We start from the raw sequence: 16,196 nt of genomic DNA, 5'->3' as shown, positions 1-16,196 counted from the left end.
AGTTCAGTGGCAGGCCATCATCGCTAGATTAGGCGCGCAGACGCTCGTTGGCAGGATCCCACAGTGGTTTGTTTTCTTGTACCACAGCGCGACATTTTTTGCCGTAGATCTCGATTTCAACCTCGGTACCCGACACCGCCAAATCTGTGCGCAGGGTGCCCAGCGCGATCGAAGCATTAACCCGATACCCCCAGTCGCCCGATGTGGTCTCACCGACGATTTCACCATCTTTCCAGATACAGGACATATAGGGCGCATCCGCATCACCGGCGTCAACGATCATCGTGGCGAAGGTTTTCCTTGACCCCTGCTGCAACTCATTCTGAATCGCGGCTTTGCCGGGAAAATCCTGTGGCTTGTCGAGTTTGATGAAACGGCCAAGACCACCTTCGAGCATGGTGAAATCGGTCGAAAGGTCGCCCTTCCAGGTGCGATACCCCTTCTCGATCCGCAGAGAATTCAGCGCATACATGCCAAAGGGTTTGGCGCCACCTTGGATCAGGGCCGCGTAGATCTCGGCCTGATCGGCGTTGGCACAATGGACTTCCCAGCCTAGCTCACCGGCGTAAGACACCCGCGCGAGGAAGGCGGGCTTGCCCGCCACTGTGGCGCTTTGATGGGTCAGCCAGCCAAGGGAGAGATCAGCGTCGGACAGGCCGACAAAGAGCTCGCGCGATTTGGGACCGCTGACGATCATGGTTGCGAACTCGGTGGTGTGATCGGTCAGGGAAAGACCTGCGGGCAGCGCCTTTTTCAGGATCTCAAAATCATGCCACTGAGCCGAGCCTGCGGTGATCATGGTGAAGTGGTCTTCGCCGTGACGCACGCAGGACATCTCGGTCAGGATGCGGCCGCGAGTGTCCGAGAAATAGACCAGATTCATCCGGCCCACTTTGGGCAAACCGCCAGTGACAATGCCGCGCAGGAACTCGGCAGCGCCCTCACCTGTCAGGTTAAAGCGCGAGAAGCCGGGCAAATCAAGGATGCCTACCCCATCGCGCACCGCTTCGCACTCTTCCTGGATGCGCTGCTGCCAAGGACCTGAACGCCCCCAAGTATGGGTGGCTTCCTCGGAGGTGTCATCGCCGTCTTTGGCGAACCAGTTGGCCCGTTCCCAGCCGTTGTAGGCCCCCATCTGACCGCCCATTTCCTTGATCTGAGCATGGACCTGACTGACCTTCTTGTCGCGCGCGGCGGGCCATTCATGATGGGGGAAATGCATGGCATATTCATTGCCATAGACTTCCATGCCTTTCTGGTCGCAATAGTCCTGATCGGTGTAATCGGTGTAGCGACGCGGATCGACCGACCACATGTCCCACTCGGTTTGGCCATCAACGATCCATTCCGCCAACACCTTGCCCGCACCGCCACCTTGGGCGATGCCAAAGGTAAAGACGCAGGCCTCGAAGGCATTGTCGACACCCGGCCTCTTTCCTCTCCTCTTCCTTCCCTCCTTCTCCTATTTTCACGGCCCGTTGAATACGCTGGACACTCCAGATGTCGCCATCAGCGGCACACGCTCCATCGCATCGGTAACAATATCCTCGATCCGGTCCAGATCATCCTGCCAAAGCTGGAAGGAGAAATCATCTGGCATCTGGTCGTCTTCACTCATCCAGTGACCGCGGCAGTTGGGCTCGTAGGGGCCTAGGTTGTAGCCGTTCTTTTCCTGTCGCAGGTAGTAGGACACATCCACGTCGCGGATCAGCGGCAGTTTTTTACCACTCTCTTTGACATGGGCCTCGATCTCATCGATTTGCTCGGTCAGCAGATACTGGTGGCTCATCACCATCATGGGAACGGTACGACCACCATAGGGTTTGAAGTACTCACCGACGCGCTGGGCGTAGTAACCAGCCGCGTTGACCACATAATCACATGCGATATCGCCTTTTTCAGTATGCACGATCCAGGTTTTATCTTCCTTTTGGGTGACACCAGTCGCAGGGCAAAAGCGAATGATCTTTGCCCCCATATCGCGGGCCCCCTTGGCCAGCGCCTGGGTTACCTGCGCCGGATCAATGTCGCCGTCTGATGGATCCCACAGTACACCCTCTAGATCATGGGTCTCCAAGAACGGATAGTGCTCCTTGGCCTGTTCCGGCGTCCAGATCTCCATCTCGATACCTTGGTAGCGCCCCATAGAGCAGGCGCGCTCGAACTCCTGCATTCGCTCTTTGGTATGGGCCAGTCGGATCGAGCCGGTCTGGTGATAGTTCATCGGGTAGTCGACCTCTTCACCAAGGCGGGCATAGAGTTCGGTCGAATAGCGCTGCATGTTCATGATCGACCAGGAGGTGGAGAAGGTCGGCACATTGCCCGCCGCATGCCAGGTCGAACCAGCTGTCAGCTCGTTCTTCTCCAAGAGCACACAATCGGTCCAGCCCTTCTTTGCCAGATGATATAGCGACGAGGCACCGATAACACCGCCGCCGATGATGACCACGCGGGCCTTGGTTGGAAAATCAGACATGTTTGCTCCCTAGTCTTAGTCCTTTTGCGGCACGCCATCGGCGATCTCGTAGAAATCGCCCTTGTCGCGTACAAAGATGTGTTTTTCGACTTTCAGCCCTGTGGGTGCTGTGACAGCGCCGAGGGCAAAACTTGTGGTGTCTTCGTCGTGAGCCTTCCAGAACAGGTAGGATCCGCAGCGGGCACAAAAGCCGCGTTTGGCCTGGGGGCTTGCCTCAAACCAGCTGACCGGGCCCGTGATGCTGAGATCCGCATCACGCACATAAGCCGAGGACCAGATGCCACCCGATTGCTTGCGGCACTGGCCGCAATGGCACATCGACGGCCCCAGTGGTTCGGCATCGGTTTCAAAGCGGATATCGCCACAGAGACAGGATCCAGTGATCATTTCACGCCCTCCAGTTGCGGCGTGCTGCTGGTGCCAAGCAAGACGCCATAGACAATGAAACAGATTGCCAGCACTCGGCGGATCCAGACATTGAACACCGCCTTAAGTGCCGCCTTGCCCATCAGCGCGCCCAGCAGGGTAAAGCCGGTATAGCTGAGGGTAGTCAGAACCAACGCCGTGGGCATGATCACCCCCATCTGCTGCCAAATCGGCACGTCAGGCTGCACGAACTGCGAAAAGGCCGCGAGGTAGCCCGCGACGCTTTTGGGGTTGATCACAGCCACCGCAAGCGCGTGCAGATAGACATGTCGCGCCGGGCGTTCCGCCGCCGGGGCAGGCCGCGTTGCGTTGCGCCAGGCCCGCAACCCGAGAAAGATCAAAAACCCGGCACCGGCCAGTTTTGCAATGAAGAACCCAGTCGGGGAGGCGGCAATCAGCGCCGTAACCCCCAGCGCCGACAGCAGCAAAAACAGGCTCGCCTGGGTCAGGATCGCCAGCACGCCCAACATCGCCTTGGGAAAACTCAGCGACATGCCATTGCTGATGCAGTTCACCGCATTGGGCCCCGGCGTGGTGACAAAGACCACCCAAAACAGGGCAAATATGGTCCAGGCCTCGAACGACACGGCTCAGTACACCGGTGGTGCGATGACCCAGACCGCAACGGCAGGTTCATCATAGGGGTTGGCCCATTGATAGGGTTGGTGCTTGATGCGGAAACTGTCGCCCGGGCCCACGGTAAAGGCCCGCCCGTCTATCAGCAGGTCCAGACGACCGGAGATCATGTAGCCGACCTCCTGTGTTGGCCGGTCCGCGGGGTCTTGCATTTTGGACTGCGGCCGAAAGGTGGAGTGCACCATCTCAAAATCATCAGTCAGATCCGGCGAGAGCAGCTCTTCGATCAGCCCCTCTTCGCCCGACCCCATAGGACGGCGCGATCCCGCCCGCACGATATAGCCATGTTCGTCTGCTGGCGCACCTGAATGGGCAAACAGCATCGACATCGGCACCCCCAGACAATTTGCCAGTTGTCGCAGATCAGAAATCGACGGCTCCGACAGGTCCCGCTCCACCTGACTGAGCCAGCCAACTGACTTGTCCAGCATGCCAGCAATATCTGTCAGAGTGAGGCCGCGTGTTTTGCGCAGGGCGCGTATGTCTGCGCCGAGTGTCGCGGTTTGAGGGGCCTGACTGGTCACGCCTGATGTCTCCATTAGGAAAAGAGTTCGTGAAAAATTCACCTATTTTTTCACGTTGCCCTGAGTCGGTGAAATTTCCAAGCATTTTTTCACCAAACTTTTCTCTTGCCGAAACCCCGCCCCTACGTGAACAGATGCAATCCAAAGAGGAACACATGATGCCGACCGAAATCTGGACCTGGGTTCAGCCCTATCTGATTGCGGTGAACCTGCTGGGGTTTGTCAGTTTCGGCTTGGATAAACTTGCGGCCATTCGGGGTGACTGGCGGGTACCCGAAGCGCGGTTGCTGCTGCTTGCAGCTCTGGGCGGCACCCCTGCGATCTATCTGGCACGCCGACTGTTTCGGCACAAAACGCGCAAACAGCCCTTTTGCAGCCGCCTACATAAAATTGCAGTGGCACAAATCTTGCTGCCCATTGTTTGGATGCTTGGCTTTACCTAGGCAGAAAATACCTGTGCCAGAATAGCTGCCAGCTGATCCGCGTCATCCTGGGTAAAAGCATCCGGCTGGTCGCTGTCGATATCCAGCACAGCGATCAAATCCCCGGCCTTGTCCCAGACCGGCAAGACCACTTCGGATCGTGTGGAAGACGCACAGGCGATATGACCGGGGAAGGCATCGACATCTGCCACCAGCTGAACCTCGCCGGTACGCGCGGCGGCCCCACAGACGCCACGGGAGAACGGGATTTGCAGGCAGCCATGGCCGCCCTGGTAGGGGCCGATTTTCAACAGTTCAGGCGCGACCACGCGGTAAAACCCGGTCCAGTCAAATCGATCATCACTGTGATGCAGCTCGCAGGTTACGGTCGCCATCAGGGCCACCTGGTCGTCTTCACCTTCGGTCAAGGCAAGGATGGTCTTGGCCAGTGTTTCGTAGTCTGCGCGCATGTTTGTCTTCCTTCTGCCGGTTGGCGGAGCGAGGGGGCTGTCTGCCCCCTCTTGACCCGGAGGTCAATTCACCGCCGAAGATAGTCACGGCAAGATGAAGATCAAACCCGCTCGATCGCGATGGCAGTGCCTTCGCCGCCGCCAATGCAGATCGCCGCCACACCCCGTTTGAGGCCACGTTTTTCCAGCGCGTTGAGCAGTGTCACCATGATCCGGGCACCCGAGGCACCAATGGGGTGACCCAGAGCACAGGCACCGCCATTCACATTCACCTTGTCGCGCGAAATTCCCATCTCGTGCATGAAGGCCATGGGCACCACGGCAAAGGCCTCATTTACCTCCCAGAGATCCACGTCCTCGACGCTCCAGCCGATCTGATCCAGCAGCTTTTTCGCGGCAGGGACTGGCGCTGTGGTGAACCAACCCGGCGCTTGGGCGTGACTGGCATGGCCCAAAATGCGCGCCCGCATCGTCAAACCTTGCGCCTTTGCGGCCTCTTCCGAAGCCAGAACCAGGGCCGCTGCCCCATCCGAGATCGACGAGGCATTGGCCGCAGTCACGGTGCCATCCTTGCGGAAGGCGGGTTTTAGCGTCGGGATTTTTTCGGGACGGGCATTGCCTGGCTGCTCATCTGCGGAACTAACACTTTCGCCTTTGCGGGTCTTGATGGTGACCGAAGCGATCTCACCTTTAAAGGCACCACTTTCCTGAGCGGCCAGCGCGTTGGACAGCGATTTCAACGCGTATTCATCCTGCGCTTCGCGCGTGAACTGGTAATGCTCGGCGCAGTCCTCGGCAAAGGTGCCCATCAGGCGCCCCTTGTCATAGGCGTCTTCCAGCCCGTCGAGGAACATGTGATCGATAACCTGACCATGACCGATACGCGCCCCGCTGCGCTGATTGGGCAACAGGTAAGGGGCATTGGTCATGCTCTCCATCCCACCCGCCACCACGGTATCGGTTTGGCCGAGGGCAATCTGATCATAGGCAATCATAGCCGCCTTCATGCCAGAGCCGCACATCTTGTTGAGGGTCGTCGCCGGGACTTCTTCGCCCAAGCCAGCGGCAAAACCAGCCTGGCGCGCCGGGGCCTGGCCTTGGCCGGCGGGCAGCACGCAGCCCATCAGAACTTCATCCACCGTCTTGGCGCCTGCGCCTTCGAGTGCTGCCTTGATGGCAACGCCCCCCAGTTCGGCCGCAGGCAGGCTGTCAAAAACCCCCTGAAATCCACCCATCGGGGTGCGCGCAGCACCAGCAATCACAACATTTTTCATCAGGTTTTCCTCCAATCGTCGCCAATATGCATACAGAATGCTAAGGTTTAAGGTCTAGACTGGTATAAATACGTTGAGACTGACCCCGGGGGATCCCTATGAGCCTGACAAGTACCAAGGCAGATGGCGCACAGATTGTGACGGTAAATGCGGAACGCATTGATGCCGCCATTGCAATTCAATTCAAGGAAGACATGCGCTCCGAGACCGAAAGCGGTCCCCATCGTGTCATCCTCGACCTATCTGCTGTGCAATTCATTGATTCGAGTGGCCTTGGTGCCATCGTCGCCGCGATGAAACAATTGGGCGGCGGTCGCCGCCTGGACCTGGCAGGGCCGACACCAATGGTCGAAAAGGTTTTCCGCCTGACCCGGATGGATACGATTTTCAACCTTTATGGCTCGCTCAATGAAGCGGTCGCCGCGACCAAGACGTGACCTTGCCCCACGAACCGCTGCCAGCGGGAAGCGAGACCTGAATGGCTGATACTTTTGCATGTTCGTTCACAGCTACCGAACTGGATGCCCGTTCAGGCATCTCGTTGGTTGTGAAGCGACTGCGAGACTTCAATCTACCCGAAGAACGCGTCGGAGACGTGCAGATCGCCTTGGCTGAGGCGGTCAACAATGTTGTGGAACATGCCTATTCCGGTCAGGCAACAGGCGATGTTCGCATTCGTTGCGACCTGGAACGGGAACAGCTGTGGATTAGAATCAGCGACGCCGGCCCTCCCTTTCCTGACGATCAATTGCCCGCAGGGGAACGTGCTGACGTGAGCGGCCCACTGGAGGATCTACCCGAAGGCGGTTTTGGCTGGTTCCTCATTCGTGAATTGACCAACCGGATCCACTACGAGCGGCAGAATGGCAACAATCAGTTGTCCCTCTGTTTTGAACTCTCCACCCTCAAGGGCAGTTAGCTCATAAATATAAAAAGCGTTGGCCTGAGACGCACCTGCACAAAGCCGCGCCACACAAACGCCACAATAGAGACCCAAATACGCCAAAAATCTCTGCAATGAATTAAGGCGTAGCTAATATAGCTTCCCCTGGCGCTGGACATCCAAGCCCCCACCGATTGTGCATCGCCAGGGATATCCAGCCTTTCAGGCCCTGCTAGGCTGTACGCTGGTGTCACTATAGCCCTCCCTCACAATATGCCTTCGACGGCAGATCCGGGATACCCACTCCTGCCGTCCGTTACGCATGGTTTTGCATTGTCTTTGCCTGCCAAAGCCCTAACCTGCAAAAGGTCAAAACAGGAGGGACCAATGCGCGATTTTCAACACCCCGGACGCTCAGCCGTCTTTGCACAAAACGGCGTTTGCGCAACATCACACCCCCTGGCTGCCAATGCTGCGATTGACGTGCTGAAACGAGGTGGCAATGCCATGGATGCTGCCATCGCCGGCGCCGTTCTGCTAGGAATATGCGAGCCGCAGATGACCGGAATTGGTGGCGATTGCTTTGTCCTTTTTTCCCGCCCCGGCAGTGATGACATCCATGCTTTGAACGGATCCGGTCGCGCGCCCGCCGCCCTGACTTCCGGTCTTTTGCGGGATCAAGGGCTGACATCCATCCCGCTGGGTAGCGCCCATGCCGTGACCATTCCTGGTGCGATCGATGCTTTTTGCCATCTCTCTGAAACTGAAGGGAAGCTGGGGCTGGACGCGTTGCTTGCCCCTGCTATCCACTATGCCGAGACAGGGGTTCCCGTTGCCCCTCGCGTGGCCTTTGATTGGAAAAATGACGCGGCCACCCTGCAGGGATCAGCGCGCAAGGCCTATCTCTTTGACGGCCAGGCCCCTCGTGTTGGTGAGATCTTTCGCGCGCCCGGTCAGGCCGAAGTCCTGCGGCGCATCGCCAAAGACGGCAGGGATGCCTTTTACAAAGGCGAAATTGCCGATGATATGATCGCTGCACTCGTGACCGCAGGCGGCACCCATGACAGCGCCGATTTTGCCGCCGCTGCCTGCGACCGAACAACGCCCGTTGCCGCGTCCTACAAAGGGGTGGATCTGGTGGAGCATCCGCCCAACGGTCAGGGCGCAACCGCATTGCTGATGTTGAATATCCTCAAACATTTCGACATCGCTGCCATGGACCCTCTTGGCGCTGAACGCGCCCATATCGAGGCCGAGGCCAGCAAACTGGCCTATGATGCGCGCAATCGCTTCCTTGCCGATCCCGATCACATGACACGTCTGGACCATATGCTGGCCCCCGAGACCGCAACGCAATTGGCGTCTCTGATCGATCCTACGCGCGCCATGCCTGCGGCAGCGCCTCTCAGCGAAGCCGTGCACAAAGATACGATCTATATCACCGTGGTAGATAAGGACCGCATGGCAGTTTCACTGATCTATTCGATCTTTCACGGTTTTGGATCCGGCATTGCCTCTGAAAAATTCGGCATTCTGATGCAGAACCGCGGCGCTGGTTTCACCCTCCAAGAAGGTCACGCAAACGAACTGGCCGGTGGCAAACGCCCAATGCACACCATTATTCCCGGCATGCTGCGCCAAGAGGGGCGCGTGCTGATGCCCTTTGGGGTTATGGGAGGCGCGTATCAACCTGCTGGTCATGCTCGCTTTGTCTCTAATCTGCAGGATTTCGGCATGGATCCACAATCGGCCATTGATGCGCCACGCTGCTTTTCCGACGCGGGCATCCTAAAGGTTGAGCGCGGCTATAGTGACACCGTCCGGCAAACGCTCAGCGACATGGGACACCAGGTTGAGGTTCCGGAGACCGCAATCGGCGGCGCCCAATCCATCAAGCTGCATGCCAGTGGCATCCTTGAAGGTGCGAGTGATCCGCGCAAGGACGGCTGTGCCCTTGGCTACTAGTCCGGGGTACTAAACCAAAGTTGGGATCCCAAACCTGCGCTCCAAAGCACAACCGCGCCGAACCGCCAGGTTCGGCGCCCGGCCCAACGCCTGTCAGGCTGGCTTCGCCAGATCTGCAATAGGGGGCGGGAGCGCTCCCTCTCTCCTTGCCTGGTCACATCACCAAGAAGTTTCAGGATACTCTGCACGTCTTCGTTTTAAAGTAAGGCATCTATCAGATCGGGACAGCTACGCTGCGCAGAATTAGTTCAGCTGATACTGCAGCGAGTAGGCGGCGCCATCGAACTGGTCGAACATCTCCGGCAGGTCCGGATGGCTGATCGGTTCGCCAGAATAGTCTGCAACCAAATTCTGCTCCGAGACATAGGCCACATAGTAGGTCTGATCATTTTCAGCCAGCAGATGATAAAATGGCTGGTTCTTTACCGGGCGGCTTTCTTCCGGAATCGCCTCGTACCACTCGTCGGTATTGTCGAATTTGGGATCGACATCAAAAACCACGCCACGAAAGGGGTGTTTCCGGTGCCGGACAACCTGTCCCAAATTGTATTTCGCACGTGTTCTTAGCATTTTCAGTCCGCTCCCGTGCCTTGTTACTAGCGTGAAACACTGTCAAATGTCCAACTCTTGAGGCAAATTTTCGAGGAAACAGACTGTGAACCTAGCCTTAACAGTGCTTGAAATTACCGCCCCCGTGTTCCTCCTTGCAGGCATTGGTTTCACTTGGGTCAAACTTGGCTTTGAGTACAGAATCGAATTTGTCACCCGCCTGGCAATGACCCTTGCCGTGCCAGCGCTGATCTTTACGGCGCTGATGAAAACCGACCTCGACAAAACAGCTTTGGGCGTCTTTGTAATTGCCGCCCTGCTAGGACATATCCTGCTTGCCCTGGCCGGAGCCCTGTTGATCAAGGCTGGGCGGCTGAACCGGCAGACCTATCTTGCCCCCTTCATTTTTGGCAATACCGGCAATCTGGGTATTCCGCTTGCACTGTTTGCCTTTGGAGAGGCCGGTCTTGGCTATGCGGTGGTGATGTTGGCGGTTTCTGCGGTCTTGTCCTTCACCCTTGGCCTGACTCTGGTGGCCGGCAAGGGCGGCGGTGCCAAGGCGCTGCGTGAACCCATGGTCTGGGCCACACTGCTGGGCGCATTGTTTTTGTGGCAGGATTGGCAAACGCCTGTGTTTTTGACCAATGCGCTGGATCTGGTTGGACAGATGGCGATTCCTATCATGCTGATCACCCTAGGCGTTGCCATTGCGCGGCTGACACCGGGTAAAACCGGGCTAGCGGTGCTGCTGTCTTTGACAAAGCTCTGCATTAGCGTGGCAATCGGCTGGGGGCTCGGGCTTGCCTTTGGTCTGGATGAGATCGCCTTTGGCGTTCTTGTGCTGCAACTGGCCACGCCGGTCGCAGTTACGTCTTACCTTCTGGCTGAGAAATTTGGCGCCGATTCCGAAGCCGTTGCCGGCTTTGTGATGATCTCGACCCTGATGGCGATCGGCGCGCTGCCACTGCTGTTGTCAGTTTTGATTGAATTGTGATTTTCACTTTCGGCGAAATTCGCTAGGATGCCAAAAAAGCAGAGCAAATTAGAACAAATTCAGGCTTAGGCACAGGCAATGAGCAGACTAATCGCCGTACTGACCCTCCTTCTGGTCGTTGCGTCCTGCGGCGGTGGCACCAATACGCCGCCGCGCAATTTGGACAATGCATGCAGCATCATCAAGGAGCGGCCCAAATATCTGAAAGCCTTTCGCGCCACCGAGCGACGCTGGGGCGTGCCCATCCATGTACAGATGGCGACCATCCATCAGGAAAGCAAATTTCGCGGCAATGCCCGCACGCCACATAAATACCTGCTGGGCGTGATCCCCATGGGACGGCAATCCAGCGCCTACGGCTATGGCCAGGCTCTGGACGGCACATGGGAGGACTACAAGCGTGACACCGGACGGCGGCGCGCCAAGCGAGACCGGATCGAGGACGCCACCGATTTCATGGGCTGGTACATGACCACCAGTTTGGAAAAGAATGGCATCCCGCTCTATGATGCGCGCAACCAATATCTGGCCTATCACGACGGTCACACTGGCTATGCCCGCGGCACCTACAAGTCCAAGTCCTGGCTACTCCGGGTCGCCAGCAAGGTCGAAGCCCGTTCGCAGATGTATCAAGCGCAGCTCGCTACCTGCCGTCGCGCCCGTTGATCCAGCAAACACAGTGAAGCTGCCGTTTTCCACACTGCGGAAAATGGCGACTTTGAGCCCAAACTACAGAATGCTGCGGTTGGGACGCACAGGTAGTTTGCCGACTTTCCGGGCCTTGGCCGCGAATGCGACATCGCCTGCGCGAAAGGCCAAGAATTCGACTGTAAGGAAGGCGACCAAGCATTTGTCGTGCATTCTTCCGAGGTCAGATAGCGGGGTACTATGGCCTCTTCAAACAGGTCTCGGAACACCGACGACGTCGTTATGGGCGGATTGGCTTTATCGGTGAATTGGGGCTGGCTCGCATGAATCGGGTGACAATATCCGCGCCCGCCGGAATCGCGTTTGAACGATCTTCTGCCATTGTCGTTGTCAACGACGGCAACTTATCGCGACGAAGCTTGGTGTTCGAATACGTAAGGAAAACGATACTCACTTCAAACAGACCAATGTTCGTGTCGTTTCTGTCAACGATACTAAATAGATAGTCGGATCCCTTCTCGAGCACATCGTATAAGAACTTCATTGCCGTTTGTTCACCAGAATAAAGCATGTCGTAGGGGACACCGACGACTTGTTCAGGGCTCTGGGTTCTCGCGCGGGCCGCAATGACGGACAGGGGTAACAACGCCCAGGGTTTTGTCGTTGAAACGCCAAGCCTGTGCTTTAGAAACAAGCGCTGCATACGCCCGATGGGTAAAGTCCCTGCAAGGTCACTGAGACCCTCGTTGTACGCTTCAACTAATGAAAAGGTCATTTGTGAATGTTTTTGCCTGCCTTTGAACATCATCGGGGCTGAACTATGCCCCGCTTTCAATCTCACAGTATTCTTATGAAATGACGAGTGTTAAATGATAGTTGCCTCAAACTCGCAACCGGCATTCGAGCAGTCTGTTCCAACATCCGGTCACGGGGCAGGCGCTCCGCTGAGTTCATAATGTACCCGCGAATCCACACGGGCGGCCCAAAGGAGGCATTGCACAGGTTACAGTTGTCGGTGCCCTGACCATGGATGATAGCAAGGTCCGCAAAGCAAACCTTGGCCGCTATGGCGAACTGCCCCCACCGCCTGCGCTGAACAGGGTCGAAGGCAGGCGCATGCCTGTTTCCAAGGCTCCGAGGATCACGGTGGTCTTGCCCCCAGCCCCGTCATGCACCACCCATTTACGCAGGGCGACTGGCTCCCCGGTGAACATCAGCTCCAGGCTGCCATAATCCGGATTCTTGGGGTCCTGGGCCTGCACCACGGTTGAGGTGCCGTCAAAGCCGTGGCCCATGACCATATTGGCCTGACCTAGATTAACCGTCTTGGCCAGGATGATCGACAGCGGCGTGCGGCGCAGCGGAAAGGTCTCGGGGGGCTGGTTCGATTTGGGGTCATGGATACGCACAGCCCCCGCCCCGGCCACCACGGTTCCGCCATCCCGCCCGTCATATTCAAACCGCATCCGTCCAGGACGATGCAAGAATAGCGTTCCCGTCGACAGGCTGCCATCATCGTTGATTTGGGTAAAGCTGGCAGTCGCCGTCTTCATCCCGTTCAGATAGCCGGATATCTCTCCCAGGCTCAGCTTTTCAGCGGCCCAGGCACCAGGGGCGCAGAGCGACAGCGCCAGGATAACGATCAGTTTTTTCATGAGGTTTAGATAAACCTTGCTGCCCAAAAGAAAAGAGGCCGGGACGCGTAGCGACCGGCCTCTGCGATTTTTTGCTCAGATCTTGCTATTGCTCTGGCACCAGAATTTCCCGCTTACCAACATGGTTTGCAGGCGACACCAGACCTTCGTCCTCCATCTGCTCCACCAAACGCGCGGCCTTGTTATAGCCGATCGCCAGTTTGCGCTGGATATAAGAAGTCGAGCACTTGCGGTCCTTGATCACGATCTGCACCGCTGAATCATAGAGCGCGTCTTCGCCATTGGTATTGCCGCCGGTCGAGAGCCCCAAAACAGCGTCGATATTGTCCGCTTTCTCATCATCTGGACCTTCGACCACACCGCCCATGTATTCAGGTGGGCCGAACTGTTTCAGGTGGTTCACCACCTCCTCGACCTCTTCATCCGACACAAAGGGTCCGTGGCAGCGGGTGATTTTGGCGCCACCCGCCATATAAAGCATGTCGCCCATGCCCAAAAGCTGCTCCGCCCCCATTTCCCCCAAGATCGTCCGGCTGTCGATTTTCGAGGTCACCTGGAAGGAAATCCGGGTTGGGAAGTTGGCCTTGATGGTACCGGTGATCACGTCAACCGAGGGACGCTGCGTGGCCATGATGAGGTGAATGCCAGAGGCCCGCGCCATCTGCGCCAGACGCTGGATGCAGGCCTCGATTTCCTTGCCTGCCACCATCATCAGGTCGGCCATCTCATCCACGATCACCACGATATAGGGCAGCACCTCTGGGGCGAACTCTTCGCTCTCAAACACCGGCTCACCAGTGTCATCGTCAAAACCGGTCTGCACCGTGCGACTGAACATCTCGCCCTTGGCCAGTGCTTCTTTGACTCGGCCATTGTAGCCGGCAATGTTGCGCACGCCCATCTTGGACATCTTGCGATAGCGGTCTTCCATCTCACCGACGACCCATTTCAGGGCGACAACCGCCTTTTTCGGATCGGTCACAACAGGCGACAGCAGATGCGGGATGCCGTCATAGACAGAAAGCTCCAGCATCTTGGGGTCGATCATGATCAGTCGGCATTCATCCGGCGACAGCTTGTAAAGCAGCGACAGGATCATGGTGTTGATCGCCACCGATTTACCGGACCCGGTGGTACCCGCAATCAAAAGGTGAGGCATCTTGGCCAGATCGGCAACCATCGATGATCCGCCAATGTCCTTGCCCAATGCCAGCGGCAGGTTCTGGGTGCCATCTCCATAATCGCGCGACGACAGGATCTCGCGGAAGCTAACCATCTCGCGTTTTTCATTTGGCAGCTCGATGCCGATGACGGTACGGCCCGGCACGGTAGAAACCCGCGCAGACAGCGCCGACATCGAGCGGGCAATATCATCCGACAAGCCAATAACGCGCGACGCCTTAAGACCCGGCGCAGGCTCCAGCTCGTACATGGTGACAACCGGGCCGGGACGCACAGAGACGATCTCACCCTTGACGCCATAGTCATCCAGGACCGCTTCTAGCATCCGGGCGTTTTCTTCCAGAGCCTCATCGCTCAGATGATGGCGTTCCACGCCGTTTGGATGGCTCAGCAGCGACAGGGGGGGCAGTTCAAAATCGCTGTCACTTTCTTCAAACACCAGATTCGGCTGAGCCTCGGCTTTGGCACGTGTCGAAGGCTGCAGGGGTTTGCGCGGTGGCTGTTCCACAACGGCTTTGCGCGGTTCCGCCACGGGCAGCGCCATGCTTGCCGCTGCAGGAGCCGATGGAGAAACCGGTGCTGGGGCCGCAGATCTGGCGGCAGTAACAGGCGACGCCGAAACTGGGCGCGGATCCATGTCTCGCCGTGCAATCCGTTGGCCTGGCAGGTCTTCAGAGGCCACGCGGTCTGGCGTAAGTCCGGCAGACTGCCCCGTTTCAGGATCAGAATGAGGATCCGCCATGGGGGCAGGATCTGCTTCAAAGTTCTGACCATACTCAGCGGCACGCGCCTCTTGATCGGGCCCGCCAAACTCTTCGCCAACCGAAATGGCGGCGGGCTGGATGGTCGGGATAACATCCGAAGGTGCAGCAGGCACAAACGAAGTGACAGCGCCCACAGCTGGTGCCGTGGGCATGGCTTGCGCAGCCGTCAGAGGTGGCTCTGGTGCCAGTTCCGCTTGGGAAACATTGGGCGTGAACAGCAGTGGCTCCGGGCGACGCCCACGGCCTTTGGTCAACGGCAGGGCCGGGTCATGGTCCGGCGCGTTTTCAGCCGCACGCCGAATGCGCACGGCACTGGCGATCTTTTCCGATATCCGCTCGTCACCAGTCAAATTCGACTCTGCGCCTGCGTCGATGTCTACCAGTTCCGGTTCCGGCATCGGTTCATTTTCGGCGCGCCGCATAAGGCCCGGCACGCGGGAGAACAGCCCCGGTTTTTCCGGTTTGGCGACCTCGTCTGTATCGGCGTGCGCGTCCAGATCCTGATCTTCGCTATAGCTTTCAAACACCTGTGCGCCATCGTCTTGGCTGGCCCAGGCATCCTGTTCGGCCTGCAGTTTTGCCGCCCGGCGATCGCTGCGATAGGTCAGTGCAGCCTGAAAACCACTTGCGGCCCCGCGGCCCAACAGGCTGGCAATCGCGCCATAGATCAACACAAAGCCCAGCATCAGATAACGTCCAGCACGCGCCATTTCCACGCGGCTAAAGCCGGCTACAAAGACCCCAAGGGTCAGCATGCCTGCCGCCATCAGCAGCGACATCAGCTTGACCGCGAAATGCGAACTCACCGGCAGCAGCGTCAGCAAAGCCCCCATTACGGTATCGCCAAACAGCCCGCCCAAACCAAAGCTATGGGTTTCTTTCCATTCACCACCCGGCACCAAGGTCGCCGCATAGATCGAGGCCACTGCCAACAGAACTGGCGCAAAAATCATACGGCCAAGCACCCGATCTTCGCCATTGTGGCTGAGAAAACGAATACCCCAGGCCAGCGGTGTCAACACCAGACTCCAGGCAGCCCAACCCACAATCATGAACAGCGGAGCCGCGATCGAGGCACCGGGACGGCCCAGCCAGTTCTGCACCGGCGCATCGGTCGAGACCATCCAATTGGGGTCATCCGGCGTATAGGAGCCGACCATGGCACCCATGATCACGGCGAGGCCAATCAGGAAGATCCCGATCAGCTCTTTGCCACGCTTTTCGATCGCCGCCTGCATCGAGCTGTCAAGCAGGGGATCCCTGCCGCGGGTTTGAAATGCCATGCCTACCTCAGTTCCTTTTTGCGGATTTGTCCTGCTGTTGCCGCA

Annotated in this window: 15 protein-coding genes and 1 pseudogene; 6 read left to right on the top strand and 10 right to left on the bottom strand. The window is 57.8% G+C overall.

Annotated features, from left to right (window positions below):
• Positions 1-28: 28 nt before the first annotated feature.
• The 4 genes and pseudogenes from PH5382_RS03260 to PH5382_RS03245 all read right to left on the bottom strand — a co-directional run bounded on the left by PH5382_RS03260 (position 29) and on the right by PH5382_RS03245 (position 4,077).
• A pseudogene (locus PH5382_RS03260) lies at positions 29-2,476 on the bottom strand (FAD-dependent oxidoreductase).
• A gap of 15 nt (positions 2,477-2,491) precedes the next feature.
• The gene (locus tag PH5382_RS03255) at positions 2,492-2,863 is read right to left on the bottom strand and encodes a GFA family protein (protein ID WP_058332911.1); all 372 of its coding nucleotides are present in this window, start codon (positions 2,861-2,863) and stop codon (positions 2,492-2,494) included.
• Entirely contained in the window at positions 2,860-3,489 is a 630-nt protein-coding gene (locus PH5382_RS03250; protein ID WP_058332910.1) for a LysE family translocator, read from the bottom strand. Before PH5382_RS03250 ends, PH5382_RS03255 begins: the two co-directional genes overlap by 4 nt.
• 3 nt (positions 3,490-3,492) lie before the next feature.
• Entirely contained in the window at positions 3,493-4,077 is a 585-nt protein-coding gene (locus tag PH5382_RS03245) for a helix-turn-helix domain-containing protein (RefSeq protein ID WP_058332909.1), read from the bottom strand.
• Positions 4,078-4,196: 119 nt separating this feature from the next.
• On the opposite strand from PH5382_RS03245, the gene PH5382_RS03240 reads away from it, so the two are divergent.
• Positions 4,197-4,505 carry a DUF1294 domain-containing protein gene (locus tag PH5382_RS03240; protein WP_231751780.1) on the top strand — a complete coding sequence of 103 codons (309 nt, stop codon included), beginning with the start codon at positions 4,197-4,199 and terminating at the stop codon, positions 4,503-4,505.
• Here the strand turns inward: PH5382_RS03240 and PH5382_RS03235 are convergent.
• Both PH5382_RS03235 and PH5382_RS03230 read right to left on the bottom strand, forming a co-directional pair.
• Positions 4,502-4,954, bottom strand: coding sequence for a GAF domain-containing protein (locus PH5382_RS03235; protein ID WP_058332908.1), 453 nt, complete (start codon positions 4,952-4,954; stop codon positions 4,502-4,504). The genes PH5382_RS03240 and PH5382_RS03235 overlap by 4 nt on opposite strands.
• Positions 4,955-5,055: 101 nt before the next feature.
• On the bottom strand, positions 5,056-6,228 hold the full coding sequence (locus tag PH5382_RS03230) for a thiolase family protein (RefSeq protein WP_058332907.1): 1,173 nt from the start codon (positions 6,226-6,228) through the stop codon (positions 5,056-5,058).
• Positions 6,229-6,326: 98 nt separating this feature from the next.
• On the opposite strand from PH5382_RS03230, the gene PH5382_RS03225 reads away from it, so the two are divergent.
• From PH5382_RS03225 to PH5382_RS03215, 3 genes are all read left to right on the top strand, one after another.
• On the top strand, positions 6,327-6,665 hold the full coding sequence (locus tag PH5382_RS03225; RefSeq protein WP_058332906.1) for an STAS domain-containing protein: 339 nt from the start codon (positions 6,327-6,329) through the stop codon (positions 6,663-6,665).
• 41 nt (positions 6,666-6,706) lie between these two features.
• Complete coding sequence (locus PH5382_RS03220) at positions 6,707-7,147, top strand: ATP-binding protein (RefSeq protein ID WP_058332905.1); 441 nt, start codon at positions 6,707-6,709, stop codon at positions 7,145-7,147.
• Positions 7,148-7,498: 351 nt separating this feature from the next.
• On the top strand, positions 7,499-9,076 hold the full coding sequence (locus PH5382_RS03215; RefSeq protein WP_058332904.1) for a gamma-glutamyltransferase family protein: 1,578 nt from the start codon (positions 7,499-7,501) through the stop codon (positions 9,074-9,076).
• Between the two features lie 243 nt (positions 9,077-9,319).
• Here the strand turns inward: PH5382_RS03215 and hspQ are convergent, their stop codons facing one another.
• The gene (gene hspQ, locus PH5382_RS03210) at positions 9,320-9,646 is read right to left on the bottom strand and encodes a heat shock protein HspQ (protein ID WP_058332903.1); all 327 of its coding nucleotides are present in this window, start codon (positions 9,644-9,646) and stop codon (positions 9,320-9,322) included.
• Between the two features lie 85 nt (positions 9,647-9,731).
• Here hspQ and PH5382_RS03205 point away from each other — a divergent pair, with 85 nt between their 5' ends.
• Complete coding sequence (locus tag PH5382_RS03205; RefSeq protein ID WP_058332902.1) at positions 9,732-10,619, top strand: AEC family transporter; 888 nt, start codon at positions 9,732-9,734, stop codon at positions 10,617-10,619.
• A gap of 78 nt (positions 10,620-10,697) precedes the next feature.
• Positions 10,698-11,285 (top strand): transglycosylase SLT domain-containing protein, encoded by a 588-nt coding sequence (locus tag PH5382_RS03200; protein WP_058332901.1) that lies wholly within the window; start codon positions 10,698-10,700, stop codon positions 11,283-11,285.
• Between the two features lie 262 nt (positions 11,286-11,547).
• Here PH5382_RS03200 and PH5382_RS03195 read toward each other — a convergent pair whose 3' ends face one another.
• The 3 genes from PH5382_RS03195 to PH5382_RS03185 all read right to left on the bottom strand — a co-directional run bounded on the left by PH5382_RS03195 (position 11,548) and on the right by PH5382_RS03185 (position 16,151).
• The gene (locus tag PH5382_RS03195) at positions 11,548-12,075 is read right to left on the bottom strand and encodes a hypothetical protein (RefSeq protein WP_058332900.1); all 528 of its coding nucleotides are present in this window, start codon (positions 12,073-12,075) and stop codon (positions 11,548-11,550) included.
• A 256-nt stretch (positions 12,076-12,331) separates the two neighbouring features.
• Complete coding sequence (locus tag PH5382_RS03190; RefSeq protein WP_058332899.1) at positions 12,332-12,922, bottom strand: LolA family protein; 591 nt, start codon at positions 12,920-12,922, stop codon at positions 12,332-12,334.
• Between the two features lie 85 nt (positions 12,923-13,007).
• Complete coding sequence (locus PH5382_RS03185; RefSeq protein ID WP_058332898.1) at positions 13,008-16,151, bottom strand: DNA translocase FtsK; 3,144 nt, start codon at positions 16,149-16,151, stop codon at positions 13,008-13,010.
• Between the last annotated feature and the right edge of the window lie 45 nt (positions 16,152-16,196).

The organism is Phaeobacter sp. CECT 5382 (assembly GCF_001457775.1).
In the GTDB taxonomy this organism is placed as follows: Bacteria; Pseudomonadota; Alphaproteobacteria; order Rhodobacterales; family Rhodobacteraceae; genus Pseudophaeobacter.
This window is presented reverse-complemented; position numbering and strand designations above follow the sequence as displayed.